Raw genomic sequence first — 21163 nt, 5'->3', positions numbered from 1 at the left:
CATGACGCCCCCCACGTCCTCCACAACACCCACGACCACATACCGGCACAACGGCATGGTCTGCACCGACCACACCCTCGACGTACCGCTCGACCACACCCGCCCCGACGGCGGCCCAACGATCACCCTTTTCGCCCGCGAGGTCGTCGCCGCGGAACACGAACACCGCGATCCGCCCCTTCTGCTGTGGCTGCAGGGCGGCCCCGGATGCCACGCCGAGCGGCCCAACGCGGCCGGCGCCTGGCTGCGCCGCGCCCTCAAGGACTACCGCGTGGTGCTCATGGACCAACGCGGCACGGGCCGCTCCACCCCGGCGGACCGCCGCACCCTCGCCGTCCACGCGGACGCCGCCGCGGCCGCCGAGTATCTCGGACACTTCCGTGCCGACGCGATCGTGCGCGATGCCGAACTGCTGCGCCGCCGACTGCGCGGCGACCGGCCCTGGACGGTCCTCGGACAGAGCTTCGGCGGCTTCAGCGCGCTGACGTACCTGAGCCTCGCGCCGGAAGGTCTGGAGCGGGTGCTCATCACCGGCGGCCTGCCGCCGCTCACCGGCCATGCGGACGACGTGTACCGCGCCGCGTACCGCCGCACGCTCGCCCACAACGACCGCTACTTCGACCGCTACCCGGGCGACCAGCGGCTCGTCGACGCGGTCGCCGCCCACCTGGCCTCGCACGACGTACGGATGCCGTCCGGCGAGCGCCTCAGCGTCCGCCGCTTCCAGACCATGGGCATCACCTTCGGCACGTCATCCGGGTTCGACACCCTGCACTACCTCCTGGAATCCGCCTTCGTCGACGGCGCCAGCGGCCCCGAGCTGTCGGACTCCTTCCTGCGCGGCGTCGACGCGGTCGTCTCCTACGCCCCGCGCCCCCTCTACGCCGTCCTCCACGAACCGATCTACGCCCAGGGCGACCGCCCCACCGACTGGTCGGCCCATCGAATCCGCGAGGAATTCCCGGAGTTCGACGCGGACGGCCAGGATCGGGACGGCCCGCACCGCCCGCTCCGGTTCACCGGCGAGATGATCTACCCCTGGCAGTTCGAGGAAGACCCCGCCCTCGTACCGCTGCGCGAGACCGCGGACATCCTCGCCCAACGCACCGACTGGCCGGCGCTGTACGACCTGGACCGGCTCGCCGACAACAACGTCCCGGTCACCGCCGCCGTCTACTACGACGACATGTTCGTCGACCGCGAGCAGTCCCTGGCCACCGCCGGCCTGGTACGCGGCCTCCGCCCCTGGATCACCAACACCCACGCCCACGACGGCGTACGAGCAGACCCCGCGGTCCTCGACCGCCTCCTGGGCATGGCCTGCGGCCGGATCTGACGCACCTTGTCGAGTTCGTGACCGGGTGTGCCCCGCCTCCGTCCGGGAGGCGGGGCCGCGTGCGTTCGCGGCAGCTTCCGGGGCAGCTCTCGGGTCAGCTGTGGAAGCGGATGTAGCCGTTGCGGTCGGAGTCGGATCCGCTCTTGGTGTAGGAGTGGACGTCCGAGCGGCTGCCGGAGGGCTTGTACAGGTAGATCGTGTCGCGGTCGTTGTTCCACATGAAGTTGCAGTTGTCGCGGTAGACCACGTTGCGCGAGTCGGAGTCGGTGCCGTAGCCGCCGCGCAGCTTCACGTAGTCGCCGGGCTGAAGGTAATGGCTGGCACTGAACTTGAAGCGGTTGCCGGCCGCGTCCTTGACGACATAGCCCTTGAGGTTGATGGTCGCCGAGGCCGAGTAGTTCTTGATCGTCAGATACTCCTCGTCGGTGTTGCCGTAGGAGCAGCTGTTGGAGTCCCGTCCGGGGGCGTCGTACTGGACTCCACGGATCTTCAGTGCCGAGTGGTACTCGGCGGCCTGGGCCGGGGCGGCGGCGAGCACGGCCAGCGCGCCGGCGGCGAGGGCAGTGGCCGTGGCGGTGGCTATGACAGGGCTCTTGCGCAAGGGATTCCCCCATGTTCACGGTCTGACGGAGCGACAGGAGCTTATACGCAATGTGAAGGATGAGTGAAGAGTTGGTAATGGTCTCGGAGAGTGTTCGCCGTCACTCGGAAGTAGTTGCCGGCGACGCCGGGTCCCGGGTGCCCGTCCCCCCCTGCCACCGGCTCCGTGCGCGGAGGAAGCTCGACCAGTCCTGGTAGCCGAGGAGCTGGGCGATCTCGTACCGCGGGACAGAGGGGTCGCGCAGCAGGCTCTCGGCGACGCCACGCCGTACCTCGTCGAGGATCGCCCGGAAGGTCGTCCCCTCGTTGGCCAGGCGTCGTCGCAGGGTCCGCGGGGCGTAGTGCAACCGCTCGGCGACGTCCTCGAGGCTGATGTCGAGCGAGCCCCGGTCGAGCAGGTGGGCGCGGACCTGGGCCGAGACGCCGGTGCAGTGCAGCCGCTCGGTCCGGATCCGCTCACACTGCTCGATCATGACCAACGCGGTGTGGGTGTTCGCCATCGGCGGCACTTGATCGAGGTACCGGGCATCGAAGACAAGCTCGGCACGGGGGTGCCCGAAGCGCACCGGCACCTGGAAATGGTCGCGATAAACCGGTGGCCGCCGGGTCTCGTCGATCTCGAACGGCAGCCTGACCTCGCGCAGGGGGACCCCGTTCGGCCCCGGGAAGACTTCGCGTTGGATCTGGACGGTGGCGGCGACGTCCCGCTCGACGACGAAGCGCCGGATGTCCTCGGGTACGTCGTCGGACTCCATCCCGAGGACGTACTGTCCCGGCTCCCTGATCTGGGCCGTCATCGTCGAAAAGGCGAAGGTGAGCAGCGTGTACCGCAGGCCGTACCGGATCGTCTCCCGCACCGACGAGCACGCCGCGAGCAGATAGCCGAAGTAGCCGTACGCGGTGAGGTGGTAGAGCCGTCCGAGCTCGATGCCCAGTCCCGGTCGGTTGTCGAAGGCGTCGAGGAGGTTGCGGATCACCGCGATCTCCTGCTGTGCCTCCAGTAGTTCGTCGGGGTCGGCCAGGCTCCGCGGGGTGATGCGGGACCCCCGCAGCAGGGCGCCGACGTCGACTCCTTGCCGAGCGGCCCACTCACACAGGATCGCGACGCCGACCATGGTCCGCGGGTGATCCCACGGGTCCCTCATGGTCGCGATGACCCGGGACGTCGCCTGGGATGACGCGTGAGCCGCGGATCTCTCGGTCATTTTGGTCAGTCTCGCCAACGGGGGATCCGGCGTCAATCGGCCCGTACCGGTTCGGTGGCCGGAACGGCCGAGTTGTGGCCTCCCGTGCTCTGCCGCCGAGCGGAACCCGTCCTTACCGTGGACCACCAGGACCGTAACCGGCATCACACAGGACCGTAACCGGCATCACAGGAGAGAAGGCGGCATGCCCCTAGACCCCGCATCCCAGGCTCTGCTCGCCCAGTTGGCCGAGGCCGAGGGCCCGGCGATCCACGAGTCGACACCGGCCATCGCCCGGATGAGCGGGCCGATCCTCGCCGGCCTGAGCGGCCCGGGCCCGGAGGTCGGATCGGTCCGTAACCTCAAACTCGACGGCGAGGGAGGGCAGTTCAGGGCCCGGATACTCAAGCCCGCGGGCAAGGACGCGCCGAAGGCCATCATCGTGTACTTCCACGGCGGGGGCTGGGTGCTCGGTGACATCGACCTGCAGTACGACCACCTGGGCCGGGAGCTGGCGAACACAACGCAGTCGACCGTCGTGCTGGTCAATTACCGCAAGGCCCCCGAGCACCCCTTCCCGACCGCGATCGAAGACAGCTACGCCGGTCTGTGCTGGGTGGCCGAGCATGCCGCAGAGCTGGCGCCCGAAGGTGTCCCGCTGATCGTCGCGGGCGACAGCGCCGGCGGCAACATCAGCGCAGTCATGGCGCTGTGGGCACGCGACAAGGCGGGCCCGAGGATCGACTACCAGGTCCTGATCTACCCCGTCACCGACTGCGATCTCCACACCCCCTCCTGCCTCGCGCCCGAGAACCAACTGCTGCTCAGCCGGGACACCATGATCTGGTTCTGGGGCCACTACCTCGCGGACGAGGAGGCGCGCAAGCACCCTGACGCGTCCCCGCTACGCGCCGACAGTCACGCGGGACTGCCCCCGGCCCTGGTCTACGTGGCCGAGTACGACCCGTTGCACGACGAAGGCGTCGCCTACGCGAAGGCCCTGGAGGCCGCCGGGGTGACGGTCACGCTGGCAGAGGCCAAGGGCCAGATGCACGCGTACTTCCAGATGGCGAAGCTCCTGCCCGGCCAGGAGGCGGGGATGAGACTCGTCGCGGACCACATCAACGACTTCGTCGCCTCGTACGAGTCGTGCGAGGTGTACGAAGCGGACGCCAAGGGAGCTGAGGGGGCCAGGGGAGGCGCACTCCATGTCTGACCACGACGTGATCATCATCGGTGCCGGGTTCGCGGGCATGTACCAGTTGCACCGGCTGCGCCGGCTCGGCTTCGACGCACGCGTCATCGAGGCCGGCGACGATGTCGGCGGCACGTGGTACTGGAACCGCTACCCCGGGGCGCGCTGCGACATCGAGTCGGTCGAGTACTCGTACTCCTTCGATCCGGAGCTGGAGCAGGAGTGGGACTGGAGCGAGCGGTACGCCGCGCAACCGGAACTGCTCTCCTACGCGCAGCACGTCGCGCAGCGGTACGACCTGCGCAAGGACATCGCCTTCAACACCCGTGTTGAAACACTGACTTGGGACGGTGACGGCCGCCAGTGGACGGTGACGTCCGACGACGGCACGTCTCGCACAGCGCAGTACGTGATCGCGGCGACCGGATGCCTCTCTGTGCCGTCCCGGCCGCAGTTCGAGGGGCTGGAGGATTTCGCGGGAGAGGTGTACTGGACGTCCCGCTGGCCGCACGAGGGCGTTGACCTGGCCGGCAAGCGCGTCGCCGTCATCGGCACCGGTTCCTCCGGACTGCAGACGATCACCGCGATCGCGCCGGTCGTCGCCGAGCTCACGGTATTCCAACGCACGCCGAGCTTCGCCGTACCGGCACACAACGGCCCCAACGACGAGCGTCTGGCCGATGCCAGAACGCGCTACCGCGAGATCCGGGAGTACAGCCGGATGTCGCGTACCGGGTTCCAGTGCCACAGCGGTACGCGATCCCTGGTCGAAACCGAAATCGACGAGGTGCAGCGCGAGTTCGGCAAGCGCTGGGCCGACGGCGGCCTGTGCTTCTCCAGCGCCTTCAAGGACATCCTCAAGGACATGAAGGCCAATGAGGTCGCCGCCGAGTACGTACGCGGCCGGATCCGGGAAAAGGTCAAGGACCCGCAGCTCGCGGAGAAGCTGTCGCCGCGTACGTACCCGATCGCCAGCAAGCGGATGTGCGTCGACACCGGCTACTTCGAGGTCTACAACCAGGACAACGTGTCGCTGGTCGACATCAACGAGCAGCCGATCCACCGCATCACCCGGCGCGGGATCGTCGCGGGCGAGACCCGGCACGAGTTCGACGTGATCATCTTCGCCACGGGCTTCGACGCGATGACCGGCGCGTTGAACGCCATGGACATCCGGAGCGGTGACGGCCGGTCCCTGCGGGAGAAGTGGGCCCACGGCCCTCGTACGTACCTCGGTCTGATGTCGGCCGGCTTCCCGAACCTCTTCATGATCACCGGGCCGCAGAGCCCATCAGTGCTGTCCAACATGATGACCTCGATCGAGTACCACGTCGACTGGATCACCCGTGCGCTGGAGTACCTCCGCGAGCACGGTCTGAACCGCATGGAGCCGGCGCCCGACGCCGAGGACAACTGGGTGAACACCACCAACGACGTCGCGGCCCTCACGGTGATGCCGCAGGCCGCGTCGTGGTACATGGGCGCCAACATCCCTGGTAAACAGCGGGTGTTCATGCCGTTCGCCGGCGGTGTCGGCACCTACAAACAGATCGGCGACGGGGTGGCGGTGGCGCACTACCACGGGTTCGAGCTGAGCTGAGCTGAGCTGCCCGGCCCTGTGAGGGGTAAACCACTCCCGGCCACGGTCTCCTGGCTCTGTAAACTCCAGGTATGGCATTCATGAGCACTCCGCACTGCTGCTTCCTGTGACCGGGAGGCCGTGAGGGCGATGCCGGACGGCGTCGCCCTCCTTGGCGTGCCTGTTCCGTGAACCACGTTCGTGCAGGCACGATCCCTCCCCTTCGCCCTTGCCAGGAGTGCCTTGTGCCTGTGTCGCTTCCCCCTGCCCTCATACCGTTCCTCACCCTGCTGCGCTGCCCGACGTGCCGCGCCGGTCTCCGCCTCGACCGTGGCGCACTGCGCTGCCCGGCAGGCCACACCTTCAACGTCGCCCGCCACGGCTACGTCAGTCTCCTGACGGGCACCCGCGCCACCAGCGGCGACGACGCTGCCATGATCCGGGCTCGGGACCGGTTCCTGGCTACCGGCAAGTACGCGCCCATCCGCCAAGCCCTGGTCCGCCTCACGGCCGGCACCGTGCCCGAGCAGGGCACGATCGTGGACGTCGGGTGCGGCACGGGCTACTACCTGGCCGGCGTCCTCGACCGGTTCCCCGGCACCCGCGGTCTGGGACTGGACACCTCGGTGCGCGCACTGCGCTCGGCGGCCCGGGTCCATGCGCGAGCCGCCGCGGCGGCCTGGGACGTCTTCCGTCCCTTCCCGCTGGCCGACGGGGCGGCCGATGTCGTGCTGAATGTCTTCGCCCCGCGCAACCCGTCCGAGTTCCACCGAGTGCTGCGCCCGACCGGCCGGTTGATCGTGGTGCGTCCTACGGGCAGCCACCTGGCCGAACTGCGCGGCCAAGTACCCACTACGGTCGCGATCGACCCGGACAAGGAACAGCGCCTGCACCGGGCGCTGACACCCTTCTTCAAGGCCACCGGTACTGAACAGGTCGCGTACGCCATGCCCTTGACCAGGAGGGAAGCCCTCGACCTGGTGGGAATGACGCCGAGCGCACGCCATGTGAACCTCGCGGGCCTGGACAACGACGGCCTCCTGCCCGGCCAGGTCACCGTCTCCCTGCTTGCCACCGTCTACCGGCCTCGGTGATCCCGAACGGCCGCACACGACAGAGCAAAGGCGTGATGCGCGTCACATTCACCCATGTCACATCTCGCCGGGTCGAGCCGTCCAAGGGGTAACCAGTAACAACGACGCAGGACACAGGAGTGCACCATGAATGCTCGGTTGAACCTCATGGCCAGCCCGGTCGCGGTCAAGGCCATGAAGCACCTCATCGCCGCGGGCAAGGCGCTCGCCGAATCGTCGCTGCCGGCGGCGACGCAGCAACTGGTGATGCTGCGTGCCAGCCAGATCAACGGCTGCGCCGGCTGCATCGACATGCACACCAAGGACGCCGCTGCCGCCGGGGAGACCGCGGTGCGCCTCAACCTGGTCGCGGCCTGGCGCGAGGCCACGGTGTTCACCGATGCGGAGCGCGCCGCGCTGGAACTGACCGAGGAGGGTACCCGCATCGCCGACGCGGCCGGCGGGGTCCCGGACGAGGTGTGGGCGAATGCCGCCAAGTACTACGACGAGGACCAGCTCGCCGCCCTCGTGTGCGTCATCGCCATCATCAACGCCTTCAACCGCGGGAACGTCATCACCCAGCAGCCCGCCGGTGACTACCAGGTCGGCCAGTTCGACTGACGAGGAGTTGAGGAGGCCACGTCCCGGGCGCCGCTCGCCGGTGCCCGGGACGTCGTTCACGCCACGGGCGGCATGTTGTACGGCGTGACCACCTGGATCGCCGAGGGCAGCGCGGGCCCTTCGTCGGGCAGTGCCTTGTGGGCGCGCATGATGGTCTGGCAGGCGCGGCGCATGTCCTGGCGCAGGTCGTGGTGGAGGACGGCGGACAGCCGTCGTGCGCGCAGCAACCGGGTGTTGTCGTGGTCCAGGTCGTGGGCGATGAACACGGCGCACTGGCGCCCGAGGGCGTCAAACGCCGCCACGGTTGCCGCGTTGCCACCACCCATGGAGTAGACCGCGTTGATGGACGGGTCCCGTTGGAGCGCGTCGAGTACGAGGTCGTACTGGGTGGCGTCCAGGCCGTCACTGTCGGTGACCTCGACGAGGGTGCGGTGCGGCTGGGTGTTGCGGATGGCGCTGCGGAAGCCCATCTCGCGTTCCTCCTCGCCGCGGAAGAAGCCGCGGCTGATGGTGGTGAGCACATTGCCCGGGCGCTCGCCGAGCCACTGACCGATGAGGTACGCGGCGGTGGTACCGGCGGCGCGGTTGTCGATGCCGACGTAGGCCAGGCGCGCACTGCTGGGCAGGTCGCTCACCAAGGTGACGACCGGAATGCCGGCTGCGACCAGGCGGCCGACAGCTGCCCCGACCTCGGGCAGATCCGGGGCCTTGAGAATCACTCCCTGTGAACCGCGCTTGGCAATCCTGTCCAGCGTCGCGATCAGTTCGGAGGCCGGGCCGGTCTCTCGGAAGTGGAAGCGCGAACGCATCACGGCGGGTTGCAGCGACGGCAGTTCGGCCTCGAGCGCGTTGCGTACGGCCGTGGAGAACCGCTCCGGTGCCTGCATCACGATGTCCATCATGAAGGTGCGTCCGCCAATGCGTACCTGGGTCCGCTGACGGTCCAGATCCTTGATCGCCTGGTGCACCTCCATCACGGTGCTCTCCCGCACGCCGCCCCGGCTGTTGAGGACCCGGTCGACGGTGGCCTCGCTCAGCCCGGCCTGACGGGCGATCTCCTTGATCGGATAAGGGTGTCGCATGACTCTTCCAGGGTTGGACGACAGGAATCGATGACAGGAGTTGTTGAAGGGATCAATGAGGGGAGCGATGAGGGGTTTTTGATGGCTTGCTGCGGATTGAATGACGGTCCTGAGCTGATCAGACTGACAGGAGAGCGCGAGCGGCGACAAGAACGGCGACACATACGGCGACGAGTACGGCGAAAGGATCCGGGGTGTCCTTCACCGATGCGGAATCACGGACGTGGCTGAGGGCGGACGACTGCTCCCTCGATGAGTTCCGGTCGCTGGTCGGGCAGCGCACCGACCCCCGCGAGCACCCCTCTGCCGAGCGGGTCGAGCAGAACGTCCCCGTCTACGACAGTGAGCGGCTGCGCGAGCTGGCCGGCACCCCGGAGGGGCGCCGGAGTACGCAGAGCGAGCTGGTACGGGCCCTGCTGGACGGTCCCGGCATCGTCGTCCTCAAGCGGGCGTTCACCGACCTGGCCGTCGTGGACCGGGCGTCCGACGCCTTCACCGCACTGATCGAGGAGGAGCGTGTGACGGGCGCGTCCCGCGGTGACCACTTCGCCAAGCCCGGTGCCAACGACCGGGTCTGGAACGCGCTGGAGAAGATGGCAGTGCGGCAGCCGGAGGCGTTCGCCGACTACTACGCCAACGACATGCCGGCCCTGATCGCCGAAGCCTGGCTCGGCCCCGCGTACCAGGTCACCTCCCAGATCAACGTGGTCAACCCGGGCGGCACGGCCCAGCAGGCGCACCGCGACTACCACCTCGGCTTCCTCTCCCAAGAGCAGGCCGCGGCATACCCGGCCCACGTCCACCGCCTCTCCCCCGTCCTGACCCTGCAGGGCGCGGTGGCCCACTGCGACATGCCGGTGGAGTCCGGGCCGACGCTCTACCTGCCGCACTCGCAGAAGTACGAGCCCGGGTACCTGGCCTGGCGCCGCCCCGAGTTCATCGCGTACTTCAACGAACACCACATTCAGCTCCCGCTGGCCAAGGGCGACGCGGTGTTCTTCAACCCCGCTCTCTTCCACGCCGCCGGACACAACCGCTCCACTGACATCACACGCATGGCCAACCTGCTGCAGATCTCCTCCGCCTTCGGCCGCGCGATGGAGACCGTCGACCGGGATGCGATAGTCAACGCCGTCTACCCCGTACTGCTGCGCCGCAAGGCCGAGGGGGTCGGCGAAGACTGGCTGCGCAATGTGGTCGCCGCGAGCGCCGAGGGATACCCCTTCCCCACCAACCTGGACCTCGACCCGCCGGTCGACGGTCTCGCCCCGCCCTCCCAGGCGGACACCTTGTGGCAGGCCGTCACCGAGGGGTGGGCCCCGGACCGGCTGCGCCAGGAACTGCGGGCCGGCGCGAAGCGCCGCCAGAGCTGATCACACGCCCGCGATCCACCACGTCTCCCGCGCGCGGGTGCCTTCGCCAGTACGGGCAAGGCACCCGCGCGCGAGGAGTGCCAGTACGTCAGTCCAGTGCTGCCCCGCTCGTCTCCGGGGCCCACAAGGCGGAGACGGCCGCGCCGATCACCAGGATGACGGTGAGGGCCACCATGGTCGGGGCGAAGCCGAGGGAGCCGAGGCTGACCGGCAGCAGGAAGGTGCCGACGGCGGAGCCGATGCGGCTCACCCCGTTCAGCAGGCCGACCCCGGAGCTGCGCAGTTCAGTGGGGAACAGCTCGGGCGGGTAGACCTGATCGAGGTTGGTCGCTGCCGACATGGTGAAGGTGAAGACGAGGAACAGCGGGAACAGCACCATGGCCGGGGCGTCCGGCCAGAGGCCCATCGGCGCCAGGGACAGTGCGAGTACGACGAACGAGCCGATGGTGAGCCGCCGCCGGGTCAGCTTGGCCACGAACCACAGTCCGGCGATCCCGCCCAGCAGCAGGAACGCATTGAGCAGGGCCTCGCTCAGAAAGTCCCCGCCGCCGAGCTGGATCTTGACCAGTACCAGCGGGAGGAAGGTGTAGATCGCGAAGTACGGGATGACCTGGCAGTTGTAGAAGATCATCCCGAACGCGGTGTTACGCCAGTGCTCGGCGCCGAACAGCTCTCGGTAGGACGCCGCGCGCCGGGTCGCGTGCTGCTGTGCCGCGAAGGTGTCGAAGTCGACGTGGCTGCCGATGAAGCGGGCGACCACCTGCCGGGCCTCGGCGGTCCGCCCCTTGCTGAGCAGCCAGCGCGGCGATTCGGGCGTACCGATCCGCAGCAGCAGGACCGCGATCGCCGGCAGTGCGCTGCTGGCGAGCAGCCAGCGCCAGGAGTCGCCGCCGAGACCGATCAGGTAGGTGCCGAAGAAGAACGCGGCGATGTAGCCGACGGTCCACAGGCAGGTCAGCGAGGCCAGCAAGCCGCCGCGGTAACGGCGGGGCACGAATTCGGCGACGAGGGTGGGGCCGAGCGCGTAGTCGGCACCGATGCCGAACCCGATCAGGAGCCGCAGGACGAGCAGTTCGACCGGGCCGTTGACGAAGAACTGCAGGACGGACGCAACGGCGATCAGCAAGAAGTCGAGCATGTAGAGCCGCTGCCGGCCGATCCGGTCGGCGGCCCAGCCGATCACAATGCTGCCGGCGAAGACCCCGATGAGCGCCGAGGCGCCCATCAGCCCCTGCCACCAGGAGTCGAGATGCATCTGCGGGGCTATCGCGGTGAGCGCGATGCCGATGATGCCCAGTTGGTAACCGTCGGAGAAGTTCGCCCCGAAGGTCAGTGCGGTGATCTTGAGGTGGAAGCGGTTGAGCGGTACGTCGTCGAAGGTGTCCGAGCGGGCGTCGCCGGGCGGGCGTACGGCCGTCGCGGTATCGGCGGGAGGGGAAGCGGGAGGAGGAGGGGTCCGGTCTTCTGGCATAGCTCGACAAGCTCTCCGATCAGAGGGGAATGCCGCGCCTGTCGACGGTGTCAGGCGGGGAGGAGGGCGCAGGCTACTAGGCGCCACCTGCATCAACTGCTCTTGCCAAGTTGAAGAATGGAAGGTTTCATGCAGCCTGTGAGATGAATAGTTCTCTGTCAAGAGGGAGATTCATGACTGACAGCACTCCGATCCGCATCACCGGCACGAACCTGCGCTGTGCCGACGTCGTCCGTGCCGCCCGCCGCGGCGCGACGGTGGACCTGGACGACGAGGCACTCAAGCGCGCCGGGCGGGCGTACGAAATCGCCCGGGACAGCGGTGCGAAACGCGCGGTGTACGGGCGCACCACCGGCGTCGGCGCCAACCGTCACGCCGTCGTCGCTCCGGACGCCGTCGACCAGCACGGACTGCGGCTGCTGCGCAGTCACGCGGGCGGCAGCGGCGATCCACTCCCCGACGACGTCGTCCGCGGTGCCCTGGTGATCCGCCTCAACCAACTGGCCGCGGCGGGCAGCGGTGTGCACCCGCGGCTGCTGCGCGCCCTGGAGTCCGCACTGCGCGAGGATGCCCTGCCCTCGGTGCACGCCCGCGGCGCCATCGGCACCGGCGATCTCACCGCACTCGCCGAGATCGCCCTGACGCTCGCCGGCGAGCGGCCCTGGACCGGCAAGGGCCTGGCCCCGGTGCCGGTCAGCCCGGGCGACGCCCTCGCGTTCATCTCCAGCAACGCCGTCACGCTCGCGGAGTCGGTGCTGGCCTGGCACGAGCTGCGGCGGCTGCTGCGGGCGAGCCATGTGATCACCGCGCTGTCCTACTGCGCGCTGCGCGGCTCGCCGGAGGCGTTCTCCGAAGCGGTACATACCGCGCGGCCGCACCACGGGTCGCTGCACTGCGCCGCCGAGATGCGACGCCTGCTCCGCCTCGATGACGATCCGCCTGCCGGGCGGCGGCTGCAGGATCCCTTCGGGCTGCGGGCCTTTCCGCAGGTGCACGGGCCCGCACTGGACGCGGGCGACGCGCTGGAACGCATCCTCGCCATCGACATCAACGCCGCGGCCGAGAACCCGCTGATCGACATCGACGGCGAGCAGGTGTACCACCACGGCCAGTTCTCCACCGCCTACCTCGCCCTCGCCCTGGACGGCCTGCGCGCGGCGCTGCACCACGCCGCGGAACTGTCGGCGGCACGCCTGAGCGACCTGGTCGAGCCGGACCTCACCGGCCTGCCGCCGTTCCTTGCGGCCGGCCCGGCGGGCAGCTCCGGCATCATGATCCTGGAGTACGTGGCACACGACGCGCTCGGCCAGCTCCGGCACGCCGCGGCGCCGGTCACCCTCGGCACCGCGGTGATCTCGCGCGGCCTGGAGGACCACGCCAGCTTCTCCACTCAGGCCGCCCGCAGCACCGCCTCGGCGGTATCGGCCTATCGGACCGTCCTGGCCTGCGAACTCATCGGCGCGGTAAGGGCGTTGCGGATGTCCGGTGCCGACCTTCCACCGGCCCCGGTGACCGATGCCTTCGCCGTGGCCGCCGAACGGCTGCCGTACGTGGCGGAGGACCACCCGCTGAGCGACGAGATCGAACGGGCCGAGGCGGTGATCGAGGAGTTCGCGGACCGCTCGCATACGAGTTGACCACAGGGCAGAGGGTGTCGGCGGCAATGGAACAGCCAACACGCGGGCGCCCAGCCGTACTCAGAGGTCGCGGGCGTGACGGTCAGGCCGCGATGCGCTCGCCATCGTCACCTGTCGCGCTGCCCGTCGACTGTGGCTGTGACTGTGGCGTGGGCCGCCGGTCGTTACGGGGTCGGCGTGCCCTGGCCAGCAGGCGGAGGCAGGTCAGTGGATTGTCCCGGGCCGGCCGTCGGGTGACGGCGGCTCCCATGGTGACCACCGTCTCCAGGCGCTGGTGGTGCAGGTTCAGTACGAAGCGCATCAACGGGCCGTACTCATCGGGGAGTTCGTCCAGCAGTCGGGTCGCCTCGCGGAGCGTGCCGTGGGCCTTGCCGGCGGCGTCGGAGAGCAGCGCTCGGACGCCGGGGGCGTCTCGCCCCGCAACGAGGTCGGCACGGTCGACGCCGTGGTGCTCGAGTGCGTCGAGAGGCAGGTAGAGGCGCCCGTCCCGCAGGTCCTCGGCCAGGTCCGTCAGGATGTCGGTGCGCTGGCCCGCGTCGGCGACCAGCCGGCAGCTCTGCGCGAATTCCGGGCTGCCGCCGCCCTGCTGCGCCAGCCCCGTCGTGATCATGAGGAAGGGCCAGGTGAGCTGGTCCACGTACGCCTGGTAGTCGGCCTCCGTGGCGAAACCCGGGAAGTCCAGGTCGATCCGCGCTCCCTCCAAGTAGGACTCGATCCAGTGGCGGGGCAGGTCACGCAGTGAGGATGTGTAGAGAAACGCGCGCAGGAGTGGGTGCCGAGCGGTACCGGAATCCAGCGCTGCCCGGATCTGGCCTGCCCAGGCGTCGAAGCGCCGTATGCGCTCCGGCACCGTGCCCTGGTCGCAGAGGTCGTCGGTGAACGAGGCGAACGCGTAACCGGCCAGCACATGGGGCTGGAAGTGCGGAGGCGTCAGCAGCCGCACCGCCGCGTAGCCGGCCGGCTCCCTGCGTTGCATGAACTGCGCGACCTTCACATAGTCGGCGCGCGCTTCACTCCCTCGCACCTCGGCCGCGTCCATACAACGTCGCCACACTCGCACGCATACCCTCCGGATCAAGAACACCATGAGTCACAGACAAGACGCCGAGACTACCGGTGTCGGGGAGAAAGGGCGCAGCGGCGTTGCGGTGCAGGGGCTCCAGCGGTGCGGGGGCTACGCCGGCGCGGGGGTCGTCGGGCGCAGTTGGCTCTGGATACGGGTGAGGAGCCGTTCGAGGGGCGGCATGACGCGCGGCCCTGCGATGCTGGTCGCGATGGCGGCGGCCACGCCCGCCAGAGCCACGGGCCCCAGTGGGGTGCAGCCGAAGAAGTGGCTGAGACCGGGTGTCTGCACAATGGCCAGCAGGGCGGCGGCGGAGCCCAGGGTGGTCGCCCACAGCAGCGGGCTGCGATGGCGGCCGGTCAGGGTTTGGGTGAGCTGGGCGCCGACGACACCGCACAGGGCCATGGTGCTGGTACGGCGCGCGGTACCGGGGGTGAAGCGGCCGATCAGCCAGGCAACAGTGGCACCCAGTGCGGTCACCACGCCCCGCTGACGGATCTGGCGCAACAGCGGAGCTCCCAGCGCGCTGGTACCGACCGGTGCGCTGCCCCCAGTGGCGGACTCCGAAGCCTCGGTGTTCTGGACGTCCGAGGGCGTGACGGCCACCGCCATCGCGGGGAACATGTCCGTCAGCAGGTTGACGAGCAGCAGTTGCCGGGTGGACAGCGGTGACACTCCGGAGAACAGGGTGCCGAGCACGGTGAAACCGACCTCACCGGCGTTGCCTCCGATCAGGATGCTGATGGCGTCCGCGACGCTGCGCCACAGTGCCCGTCCCTCCGTGATGGCGTCGACCAGCACGGAGAGGTCCGGTTCGGTGAGGACGAGGTCGGCGGCGTTACGGGCGGCAGCCGAGCCACGCGCGGCGAGACCGACACCGACATGGGCGGCCCGGATGGCCGCGGCGTCGTTGGCGCCGTCCCCGACCATCGCCACTACCTTGCCCGCGGCCCGCAACGCCTCGACCACCTGGAGCTTCTGCTCGGGAGCAACGCGGGCGACGACCCCTGCGTCGCGCAGGAGACGGGCACTGCCCGCCCGGTCCGAGGCCGCGAGCTCTTCGCCGGTGACCACCTTGGTGTCCTCCGGCCAGCCCAGCGCCACGGCGACCGCGCGAGCCGTATGGGGATGGTCACCGGTCAGCATGACCGGCTTCGCCCCGGCCTCCCCCAGCCCTTGAATCATGGGAGCCGAACCCGGACGCGGAGCGTCGGCGAGTGCCACGAATCCCGCGAACTCCAGCTTTTCCAGGGGTGCGTTGACGAGTGCGTCGGCGTCGTGGGCAGTGGCGAGGGAGCGAGCGGCGACAGCGAGTACGCGCAGTCCTTCACTGGCGAGGGACTGGGCCCATTCCGCCGCCTCCACCGGGAGGCTCTCGCAGGCATCCAGTACGGTTTCGGGCGCTCCCTTGACCACGAGCCAACTCCCGCTGCTGGTCTCGCCGATGGCGGCCGTGTAGCCGCGGCTGGCTTCGAAGGGCAGGCCGGCCGTGGCGGTCCACTCGGGGTCGGCAGGGGCGGCGGCCAGGACCGCTTCGTCGGTGGCGTGCGCCTGCTTCCCCGCGGTGTCCTCGGTTTCCTGCGGGCAGGCGCGCCCCGCCAGCCGCAGGACGTCAACCGCTTCCTCGTCGTGCGGCCGGCAGACGTTTCCGTCGGCGGTGGCGACACGGACCGCGCGCAGCCGGTTCTCGGTCAGTGTGCCGGTCTTGTCGAAACACACCGTGTCCACCCGGCCGAGGGCCTCCAGGGCGCGGGGAGTACGTACCAGAATGCCGCGGCGGGAGAGCCGGCGGGCGGCCGCCAACTGCGCCACCGTGGCCACGAGGGGAAGCCCCTCGGGGACGGCCGCGACCGCGACGGCCACGCCTCCCCCGATGGCCTGGCGGATCGGCCGGCCCCTGAGCAGGGAGAGCCCGGCGACCGCGGCCCCGCCCGCGAAGGTGAGTGGGAGTGCCTTGCGGGTGAGTTCCTGCAGGCGGCCCTGGACGCCGGCGGCCGGCGGGGTGCGGGAGGCGAGCGTGACGGCCCGGCCGGCTTCGGTGTGCTCCCCCGTGTCCACCACTACGGCGGTGGCCTGCCCTGCGACCACGGTGGTGCCCTCGAAGACCATGCACCGGCGGTCGGGAATGGCTGCCTGCGGGGTCGCGCTGAGCTGTTTGGTGGTGGGGAGGGACTCGCCCGTCAGCGAGGACTCGTCGACCTCCAGACCGTTCAGCGCCAGCAGGCGCGCATCAGCGGGGACGACGTCGCCCACGTCCAGTTTGATCACATCGCCCGGGACCAGCCGTGCCGCATCCACCGTGGTCGACACCACGTCAGTCGTGGCCGACGCATCGTCAGCGCGGCTCTCGGCGCGGCGGGCCTTCTGCTTCTGGCCCCTGGCCAGCGCGGTCAGGGCCTGTTCGGCGCGTTGCCGCTGTACGCCGCCGACGAGTGCGTTCATGCCCATCGCCCCGACGACGAGGGTCGCGTCGACGGCCGATCCCACGATGGCGGAGGCCGCCGCGCCGACGGCGAGAACGGGGGTGAGGGGGTCGTCCAGTTCGGCGCGTACCGCGTTGGCGAGCCGTACCGACCAGCGGGCGGGCGCGAGGACGGGATGGCCCGTCACCCGTGCGGCCACGGCCCGGGTCGACGTCACCGCACCGGCCAGGGGCGTGGGCGGGCCGGGGCGGCTGTTCTCCAGCCGGGCCACCGCCTCGTCGGGTTCCAGGGCGTGCCACGATACGCGGGGCCGGGGCTGCGGGGCCGATGCGGCGGCCACGCCGACGGCCGACCGCCACCCCGCCAGGAGTGCTCCCATCGCCGCGGCGTTGACCGGGGCGTGCTGCGAGCCGGTGAGGAAGGCCAGTCCGCGCCGTTGGGCGCCGGTGGCGACCAGCAGACCGGACAGTGCCGCGCCCGCCCGGGCGAGGACCATCGACTGCCGGCCCACGGACCGTGCCGCGGGGACGGCCACCAGCAGCCGCCACACATCCTTCAGACCGCCAAAAGCCAGCACGTCCGCGTCCCACACGACTGCGCTGTCATCGTCGGTGAGGGCCACCGCCACATCGCTGCCCAGCAGCCCGGACAGCAGTTCTTCGTCCTCCGGGTGCTCCGCCGCGTGCGTCTGCGCGTCGGTCGCGTCGTGTGGGGCCGGTACTCGCGCGACGGTCAGGACCGCGTGCCCGTCGGCCTGGCGGCCCCGTACGTGGTCCGCCAGCGGGCGTTCGGCGGAGACGACCTCGTCGGCCAGGGCCGCGAAGTCGGCCAGCGCCGGGTCGTCCACCACGATGGTGTACTGGTCCGCCTGCCGGGCCGCGTCCAGTACGGCTTCGGTCAGCGGGTCGAGTTCCCAGCCGATCGTGACCGTACCGACGTCCCGCCCGCCGGCCGAGGCGATCATCATGCCCGTCTCGGCCGAGGGCTGGCCCGGTACGGGACGCAACTCCACTCCAGGGGCGTCGCCGCTCTCATTCGGGCTCAGGGCCTCGGCCGCGGCCCGCCACAGCCGGTCGCGGTCCCAGTCCTCCGCACTGGGATGCACCTCGCAGAGCGTCCGCCTGTTGCCGCGCAGCGCGCTGGGGTGCAGCACCACCGTGTCCACCAGTTGCAGTTGTTTCAGCCGCTCGGGGTCGCGGACCAGGACTCCCGAGCGCGCGAGGGCGCTGCCCAGGGCCGTGGAGAAGGCCACCGGGCCGTACCGGGCGGCCTTCGGGGAGCCCGACAGCACCGCCTCCGCCGCCTCGTTGAGATTCCGCCTGAGCAGCAGCGTCGCGGCGGCGCCCAGCATGCTGCCGGTGGCGGCATGGGCCGCGTACTCCTGCGCCGGAGTCGGACGCAACGGCGGCCGGGCGACCTCCCGCTTCGTCATGCTGCACCGTTCCGGCGTGCACACCCTGTCGTGGGTGGCGTCGAAGACGGCCGCCCGTGCCACGCTCTCCACGAGCTGCCCCGCGCGCAGCAGTCCGTCCAGTACCAACGAGGTGGGGGACTGTCCCGCGCCATGCACCGCGGCGTTCGCCGCGGCGAGCGCCAGGTCCGCTCCCGCCGCACCGAGCCGGTTCTTCAGCAGCGCCCGGAAGCGCGGGTTCTCCCGCAGCAGCGTCACACCCGCCGTCACCACCCTGGACGAGCGCGGCACGCGCCACGCGCGCGCTGCCGTCGCCGCCGCCACGCCGACGGCGTCCAGCGCCAGCGCCGTCGCGGCGACCCGCACCGCCGTGGTGCCCTCCGGGTGCGCGAACTCGTGCAGGGGCGCATGCGTCAGCCCGTACCGTTCGGCCAGGTCATTGGCCTTCTTCACCACACGGTCGGTGGCCGCCTCCTGTGAGGCGGTGACCACCAGCCGCGCCAGGCCGCCGTCCCAGTAGGCGAGCAGTACGTCCGGGCGCTCCGCGAGAGCGGTGGCCACTTTCTGGGCCACCGCTTCCACCCCGCCCGCACGCCGTACCCGGGCGTCGTCGGTGTCGGAGGACGGTTGCAACGCGAGGTGCACCCGGGTGCCGGCCCGCCATTCCTCCATTCCGCCCGGCATCGCGTTGCGCGCCACATGAGCCACGTGGACCGTGGTGTCGGCCACCGCCGCCGCGCCGTCCGACGCGGCACGCCAGCCGATGTCAATGGCCTCTCCGGCCACCGTGGCGCACGCCTCCAGCCCACGGGCGACGTGGCGCGGCGCGGCCTCCAGCCCACGGGCGACGTAGCCGGGCGCGGACAGGGCTGCGCCCCATCCGGCCGCGGGCAAGCGGGTCAGCAGCCCCAGAACCATGTCCCACCCTCATCAAACGTCCAACGCGCACGGGCACCCGTCTCCCGAGGGGCGGACGCCGTGCCGCCGACCGCCCCCTGGAAAAGATCCACTGTCAGGAAGCCGTTGCCCGCGCCGGCTGCCGCTTCGTCGCCTTCGTACCCGATGCGGTACGCGAGCGTCCTCCGCTCGTCGTCGCCTTCCCCGTGTCCTTGGCCGTGGACTTGGTCGTGGGCTTGGCCTTGGCCTTGCTCGGAGACTGGCTCGGGGACTGGCTCTGCGTCTTCGTCCGGCTCTTTGTCTGGCTCTGGCTCTTGGCCGCCGTTTTGGCCGGGGCCTTTGCGGGGCTCTTCGGCGAGCTCTTTGCCGGGCTCTTCGCCTGTGCCTTGGTAGCCGGCGTGTGCTGCCCAGAGCTGCCGTCGCGGTGTCCGTCCTCTTCGGGGCGGGGCTGTGTCAGCCACACGGCAGCCGCACCGGCCACCGCGATCGGCCATTCGACGAGTCCGGCCACGCCGAGCAACCCCGCACCGGTATACGCCGCGATGCGTCGCCCGTGCGGGGACACAATGCCCACCGCGTTCAGCGCGCTGTCGGCCGCCTTCGACACCTCTTTCACACCGGGCACCTGCCGCAGGTCCGGCGTGATCGCCCGCAGTGGTCCCGGAAGCCTGCTTGCAAACGACGAATGCTCCTCGTTCATACCGCCTCCGTACGTGCATGACGTATCTGCATGACTGCCGATGTCGGCCTTTGCCTGCCTCCTGGTTCCCCAAAGACCACCGGCTAATCACACATCTCCCCCATGAGGGTGGAAATCAGCGGCATACGCACTCGCCGGCTTGCCGATTCCCACCGGCGGACCACTGAGGCGGCGACCCGCGATGCCGGGCATCGCAGGCCGTTGTCGTCAGCAGTGGGAGGCCGTCCCGTGGCGGCGGGCGGCACGGGCGAGGCGTCGCGGCCGGCCGCTTCCGTAGTCGCCCGGAGGTGGCCTCTAGTCGGCCAAATGGGCGATGAGGGCCTTGGTGACCTCTTCGGTGGTAGCGGTGCCACCGACATCGCGGGTGAGGACGCCGGCGGCGGTGGTGGCCTGGATTGCCTTGTGCAGCCGCGCGGCCTGCTCGGGCAGGCCGAAGTGGTCGAGCATGAGGGCGGCGCTGCCCACGGCTCCGATGGGGTTGGCGAGACCCTGGCCTGCGATATCGGGGGCGGAGCCGTGTACGGGCTCGAACATGCTGGGGAAGCGGCGCTCCGGGTTCAGGTTCGCGCTGGCCGCGAGACCGAGGCTGCCGGCGAGTGCGCTGCCGAGGTCGGAGAGGATGTCGGCGTTGAGGTTGGAGGCGACGACGACGGAGAGGTCTTCGGGCTTCAGGACGAACTTCGCCGACATCGCATCGACGAGTACGCTCTCGGTTTCCACGTCCGGGTAGTCCTGCGCGACGCGCTTGAACACATCGTCCCAGAGGACCATGCCGTACTGCTGGGCGTTGCTCTTGGTGACGCTGGAGACCTTGCACCGGGCGCGGGTACGGGCGAGGTCGAAGGCGAAGCGCATGATGCGCTCGCAGCCGACTTCGGTGAACAGGGCGGACTGGAGGGCGACTTCGCCTCCGGGGCCACGCCCTGAGAGGTTCCGGCCGCCGAGTCCCGCGTACTCGCCCTCGCTGTTCTCGCGTACGACGACCCAGTCGAGTTCGGTGTCGTCGGCCTTGCGCAGGGGGCTCTGGACACCGGGCAGGAAGTGCACCGGGCGGATGTTGGCCCACTGGTCGAAGGACTGGCAGATCTTCAGGCGCAGGCCCCACAGGCTGATGTGGTCGGGCACGTTGGGCCAGCCGACCGCGCCGAAGTAGATCGCGTCGAAGTCCTTGAGCCGGTCGAGACCGTCGTCGTCGATCATCTTGCCGGTCTTGGCGTAGTAGTCGCAGCCCCAGGGGAACTCCTCCCAGTCGAAGGAGAAGGCGCCGCGGGAGTCCTCGGCCAGGGCGTCCAGAACGGTACGGCCCGCGGCCACGACCTCGGCGCCCACACCGTCGGCGGGAATGGCGGCGATACGGAAAGTGCGGGGCTGGGTCACGGGGGCCTCCTGCGCAAGCTGGACGGGTCCTTGGAGGTTCCTGGACCGGTCCTTGGACGGTTGCTTTCTGGTTGTTGAGTCAACACAGAGGGGCGGGGACCCGTCCAAGACCTGCTTCCGATATGACCGATAGGAGCTGAC

The 21163-nt window shown here is 69.9% G+C and carries 15 protein-coding genes; 7 read left to right on the top strand and 8 right to left on the bottom strand.

From position 1 onward, the window contains the following. Position 1 precedes the first annotated feature (1 nt). A complete protein-coding gene (locus tag IG84_RS0125910) occupies positions 2-1336 on the top strand; it encodes an alpha/beta fold hydrolase (RefSeq protein WP_037800874.1) in 1335 nt (444 codons plus the stop codon). A 94-nt stretch (positions 1337-1430) separates the two neighbouring features. Here the strand turns inward: IG84_RS0125910 and IG84_RS0125905 are convergent, their stop codons facing one another. Together IG84_RS0125905 and IG84_RS0125900 are read right to left on the bottom strand one after the other, a co-directional pair. Continuing rightward, a complete protein-coding gene (locus tag IG84_RS0125905; RefSeq protein ID WP_031062020.1) occupies positions 1431-1937 on the bottom strand; it encodes a lamin tail domain-containing protein in 507 nt (168 codons plus the stop codon). Between the two features lie 100 nt (positions 1938-2037). Then, a complete protein-coding gene (locus IG84_RS0125900) occupies positions 2038-3081 on the bottom strand; it encodes an AraC family transcriptional regulator (RefSeq protein ID WP_211266520.1) in 1044 nt (347 codons plus the stop codon). Between the two features lie 244 nt (positions 3082-3325). Here IG84_RS0125900 and IG84_RS0125895 point away from each other — a divergent pair, with 244 nt between their 5' ends. From IG84_RS0125895 to IG84_RS0125880, 4 genes are all read left to right on the top strand, one after another. Continuing rightward, entirely contained in the window at positions 3326-4336 is a 1011-nt protein-coding gene (locus IG84_RS0125895; RefSeq protein WP_078649401.1) for an alpha/beta hydrolase, read from the top strand. Next, positions 4329-5915 (top strand): flavin-containing monooxygenase, encoded by a 1587-nt coding sequence (locus tag IG84_RS0125890; RefSeq protein ID WP_031062013.1) that lies wholly within the window; start codon positions 4329-4331, stop codon positions 5913-5915. The genes IG84_RS0125895 and IG84_RS0125890 overlap by 8 nt, the downstream gene beginning before the upstream one ends. 224 nt (positions 5916-6139) lie before the next feature. Then, positions 6140-6988: a putative RNA methyltransferase gene (locus IG84_RS0125885; RefSeq protein ID WP_031062011.1), complete on the top strand. Its 849-nt coding sequence runs from the start codon at positions 6140-6142 to the stop codon at positions 6986-6988. Between the two features lie 126 nt (positions 6989-7114). Next, the gene (locus tag IG84_RS0125880; RefSeq protein ID WP_031062008.1) at positions 7115-7588 is read left to right on the top strand and encodes a carboxymuconolactone decarboxylase family protein; all 474 of its coding nucleotides are present in this window, start codon (positions 7115-7117) and stop codon (positions 7586-7588) included. A gap of 56 nt (positions 7589-7644) precedes the next feature. Here IG84_RS0125880 and IG84_RS0125875 read toward each other — a convergent pair whose 3' ends face one another. Then, a complete protein-coding gene (locus tag IG84_RS0125875) occupies positions 7645-8670 on the bottom strand; it encodes a LacI family DNA-binding transcriptional regulator (RefSeq protein WP_031062006.1) in 1026 nt (341 codons plus the stop codon). Between the two features lie 194 nt (positions 8671-8864). On the opposite strand from IG84_RS0125875, the gene IG84_RS0125870 reads away from it, so the two are divergent. After that, complete coding sequence (locus tag IG84_RS0125870; RefSeq protein ID WP_031062002.1) at positions 8865-10043, top strand: phytanoyl-CoA dioxygenase family protein; 1179 nt, start codon at positions 8865-8867, stop codon at positions 10041-10043. Between the two features lie 88 nt (positions 10044-10131). Here IG84_RS0125870 and IG84_RS0125865 read toward each other — a convergent pair whose 3' ends face one another. After that, positions 10132-11514, bottom strand: coding sequence for an MFS transporter (locus IG84_RS0125865; RefSeq protein WP_031061998.1), 1383 nt, complete (start codon positions 11512-11514; stop codon positions 10132-10134). 173 nt (positions 11515-11687) lie between these two features. On the opposite strand from IG84_RS0125865, the gene IG84_RS0125860 reads away from it, so the two are divergent. Then, the gene (locus tag IG84_RS0125860) at positions 11688-13151 is read left to right on the top strand and encodes an aromatic amino acid ammonia-lyase (protein WP_031061995.1); all 1464 of its coding nucleotides are present in this window, start codon (positions 11688-11690) and stop codon (positions 13149-13151) included. 82 nt (positions 13152-13233) lie between these two features. Here IG84_RS0125860 and IG84_RS0125855 read toward each other — a convergent pair whose 3' ends face one another. The 4 genes from IG84_RS0125855 to IG84_RS0125840 all read right to left on the bottom strand — a co-directional run bounded on the left by IG84_RS0125855 (position 13234) and on the right by IG84_RS0125840 (position 21022). Then, positions 13234-14175 carry a squalene/phytoene synthase family protein gene (locus tag IG84_RS0125855; RefSeq protein WP_157848944.1) on the bottom strand — a complete coding sequence of 314 codons (942 nt, stop codon included), beginning with the start codon at positions 14173-14175 and terminating at the stop codon, positions 13234-13236. A 150-nt stretch (positions 14176-14325) separates the two neighbouring features. Continuing rightward, positions 14326-18966 carry a cation-translocating P-type ATPase gene (locus IG84_RS0125850; protein ID WP_031061989.1) on the bottom strand — a complete coding sequence of 1547 codons (4641 nt, stop codon included), beginning with the start codon at positions 18964-18966 and terminating at the stop codon, positions 14326-14328. Between the two features lie 94 nt (positions 18967-19060). Continuing rightward, a complete protein-coding gene (locus IG84_RS41655) occupies positions 19061-19645 on the bottom strand; it encodes a hypothetical protein (protein ID WP_169749900.1) in 585 nt (194 codons plus the stop codon). A 294-nt stretch (positions 19646-19939) separates the two neighbouring features. After that, positions 19940-21022: a tartrate dehydrogenase gene (locus IG84_RS0125840; protein ID WP_031061983.1), complete on the bottom strand. Its 1083-nt coding sequence runs from the start codon at positions 21020-21022 to the stop codon at positions 19940-19942. Between the last annotated feature and the right edge of the window lie 141 nt (positions 21023-21163).

Source organism: Streptomyces ochraceiscleroticus (assembly GCF_000720485.1).
In the GTDB taxonomy this organism is placed as follows: domain Bacteria; phylum Actinomycetota; class Actinomycetes; order Streptomycetales; family Streptomycetaceae; genus Streptomyces; species Streptomyces ochraceiscleroticus.
The sequence above is the reverse complement of the archived record's forward strand: the minus strand, read 5'-3'. Positions and strand labels throughout refer to the sequence as shown.

Coding starts and splice junctions, on each gene's coding strand:
- IG84_RS0125875 (WP_031062006.1), bottom strand. CDS start 8,670: ATGCGACACCCTTATCCGATCAAGGAGATCGCCCGTCAGGCCGGGCTG.
- IG84_RS0125850 (WP_031061989.1), bottom strand. CDS start 18,966: ATGGTTCTGGGGCTGCTGACCCGCTTGCCCGCGGCCGGATGGGGCGCA.
- IG84_RS0125880 (WP_031062008.1), top strand. CDS start 7,115: ATGAATGCTCGGTTGAACCTCATGGCCAGCCCGGTCGCGGTCAAGGCC.
- IG84_RS0125890 (WP_031062013.1), top strand. CDS start 4,329: ATGTCTGACCACGACGTGATCATCATCGGTGCCGGGTTCGCGGGCATG.
- IG84_RS41655 (WP_169749900.1), bottom strand. CDS start 19,645: ATGAACGAGGAGCATTCGTCGTTTGCAAGCAGGCTTCCGGGACCACTG.
- IG84_RS0125895 (WP_078649401.1), top strand. CDS start 3,326: ATGCCCCTAGACCCCGCATCCCAGGCTCTGCTCGCCCAGTTGGCCGAG.
- IG84_RS0125910 (WP_037800874.1), top strand. CDS start 2: ATGACGCCCCCCACGTCCTCCACAACACCCACGACCACATACCGGCAC.
- IG84_RS0125900 (WP_211266520.1), bottom strand. CDS start 3,081: ATGAGGGACCCGTGGGATCACCCGCGGACCATGGTCGGCGTCGCGATC.
- IG84_RS0125865 (WP_031061998.1), bottom strand. CDS start 11,514: ATGCCAGAAGACCGGACCCCTCCTCCTCCCGCTTCCCCTCCCGCCGAT.
- IG84_RS0125860 (WP_031061995.1), top strand. CDS start 11,688: ATGACTGACAGCACTCCGATCCGCATCACCGGCACGAACCTGCGCTGT.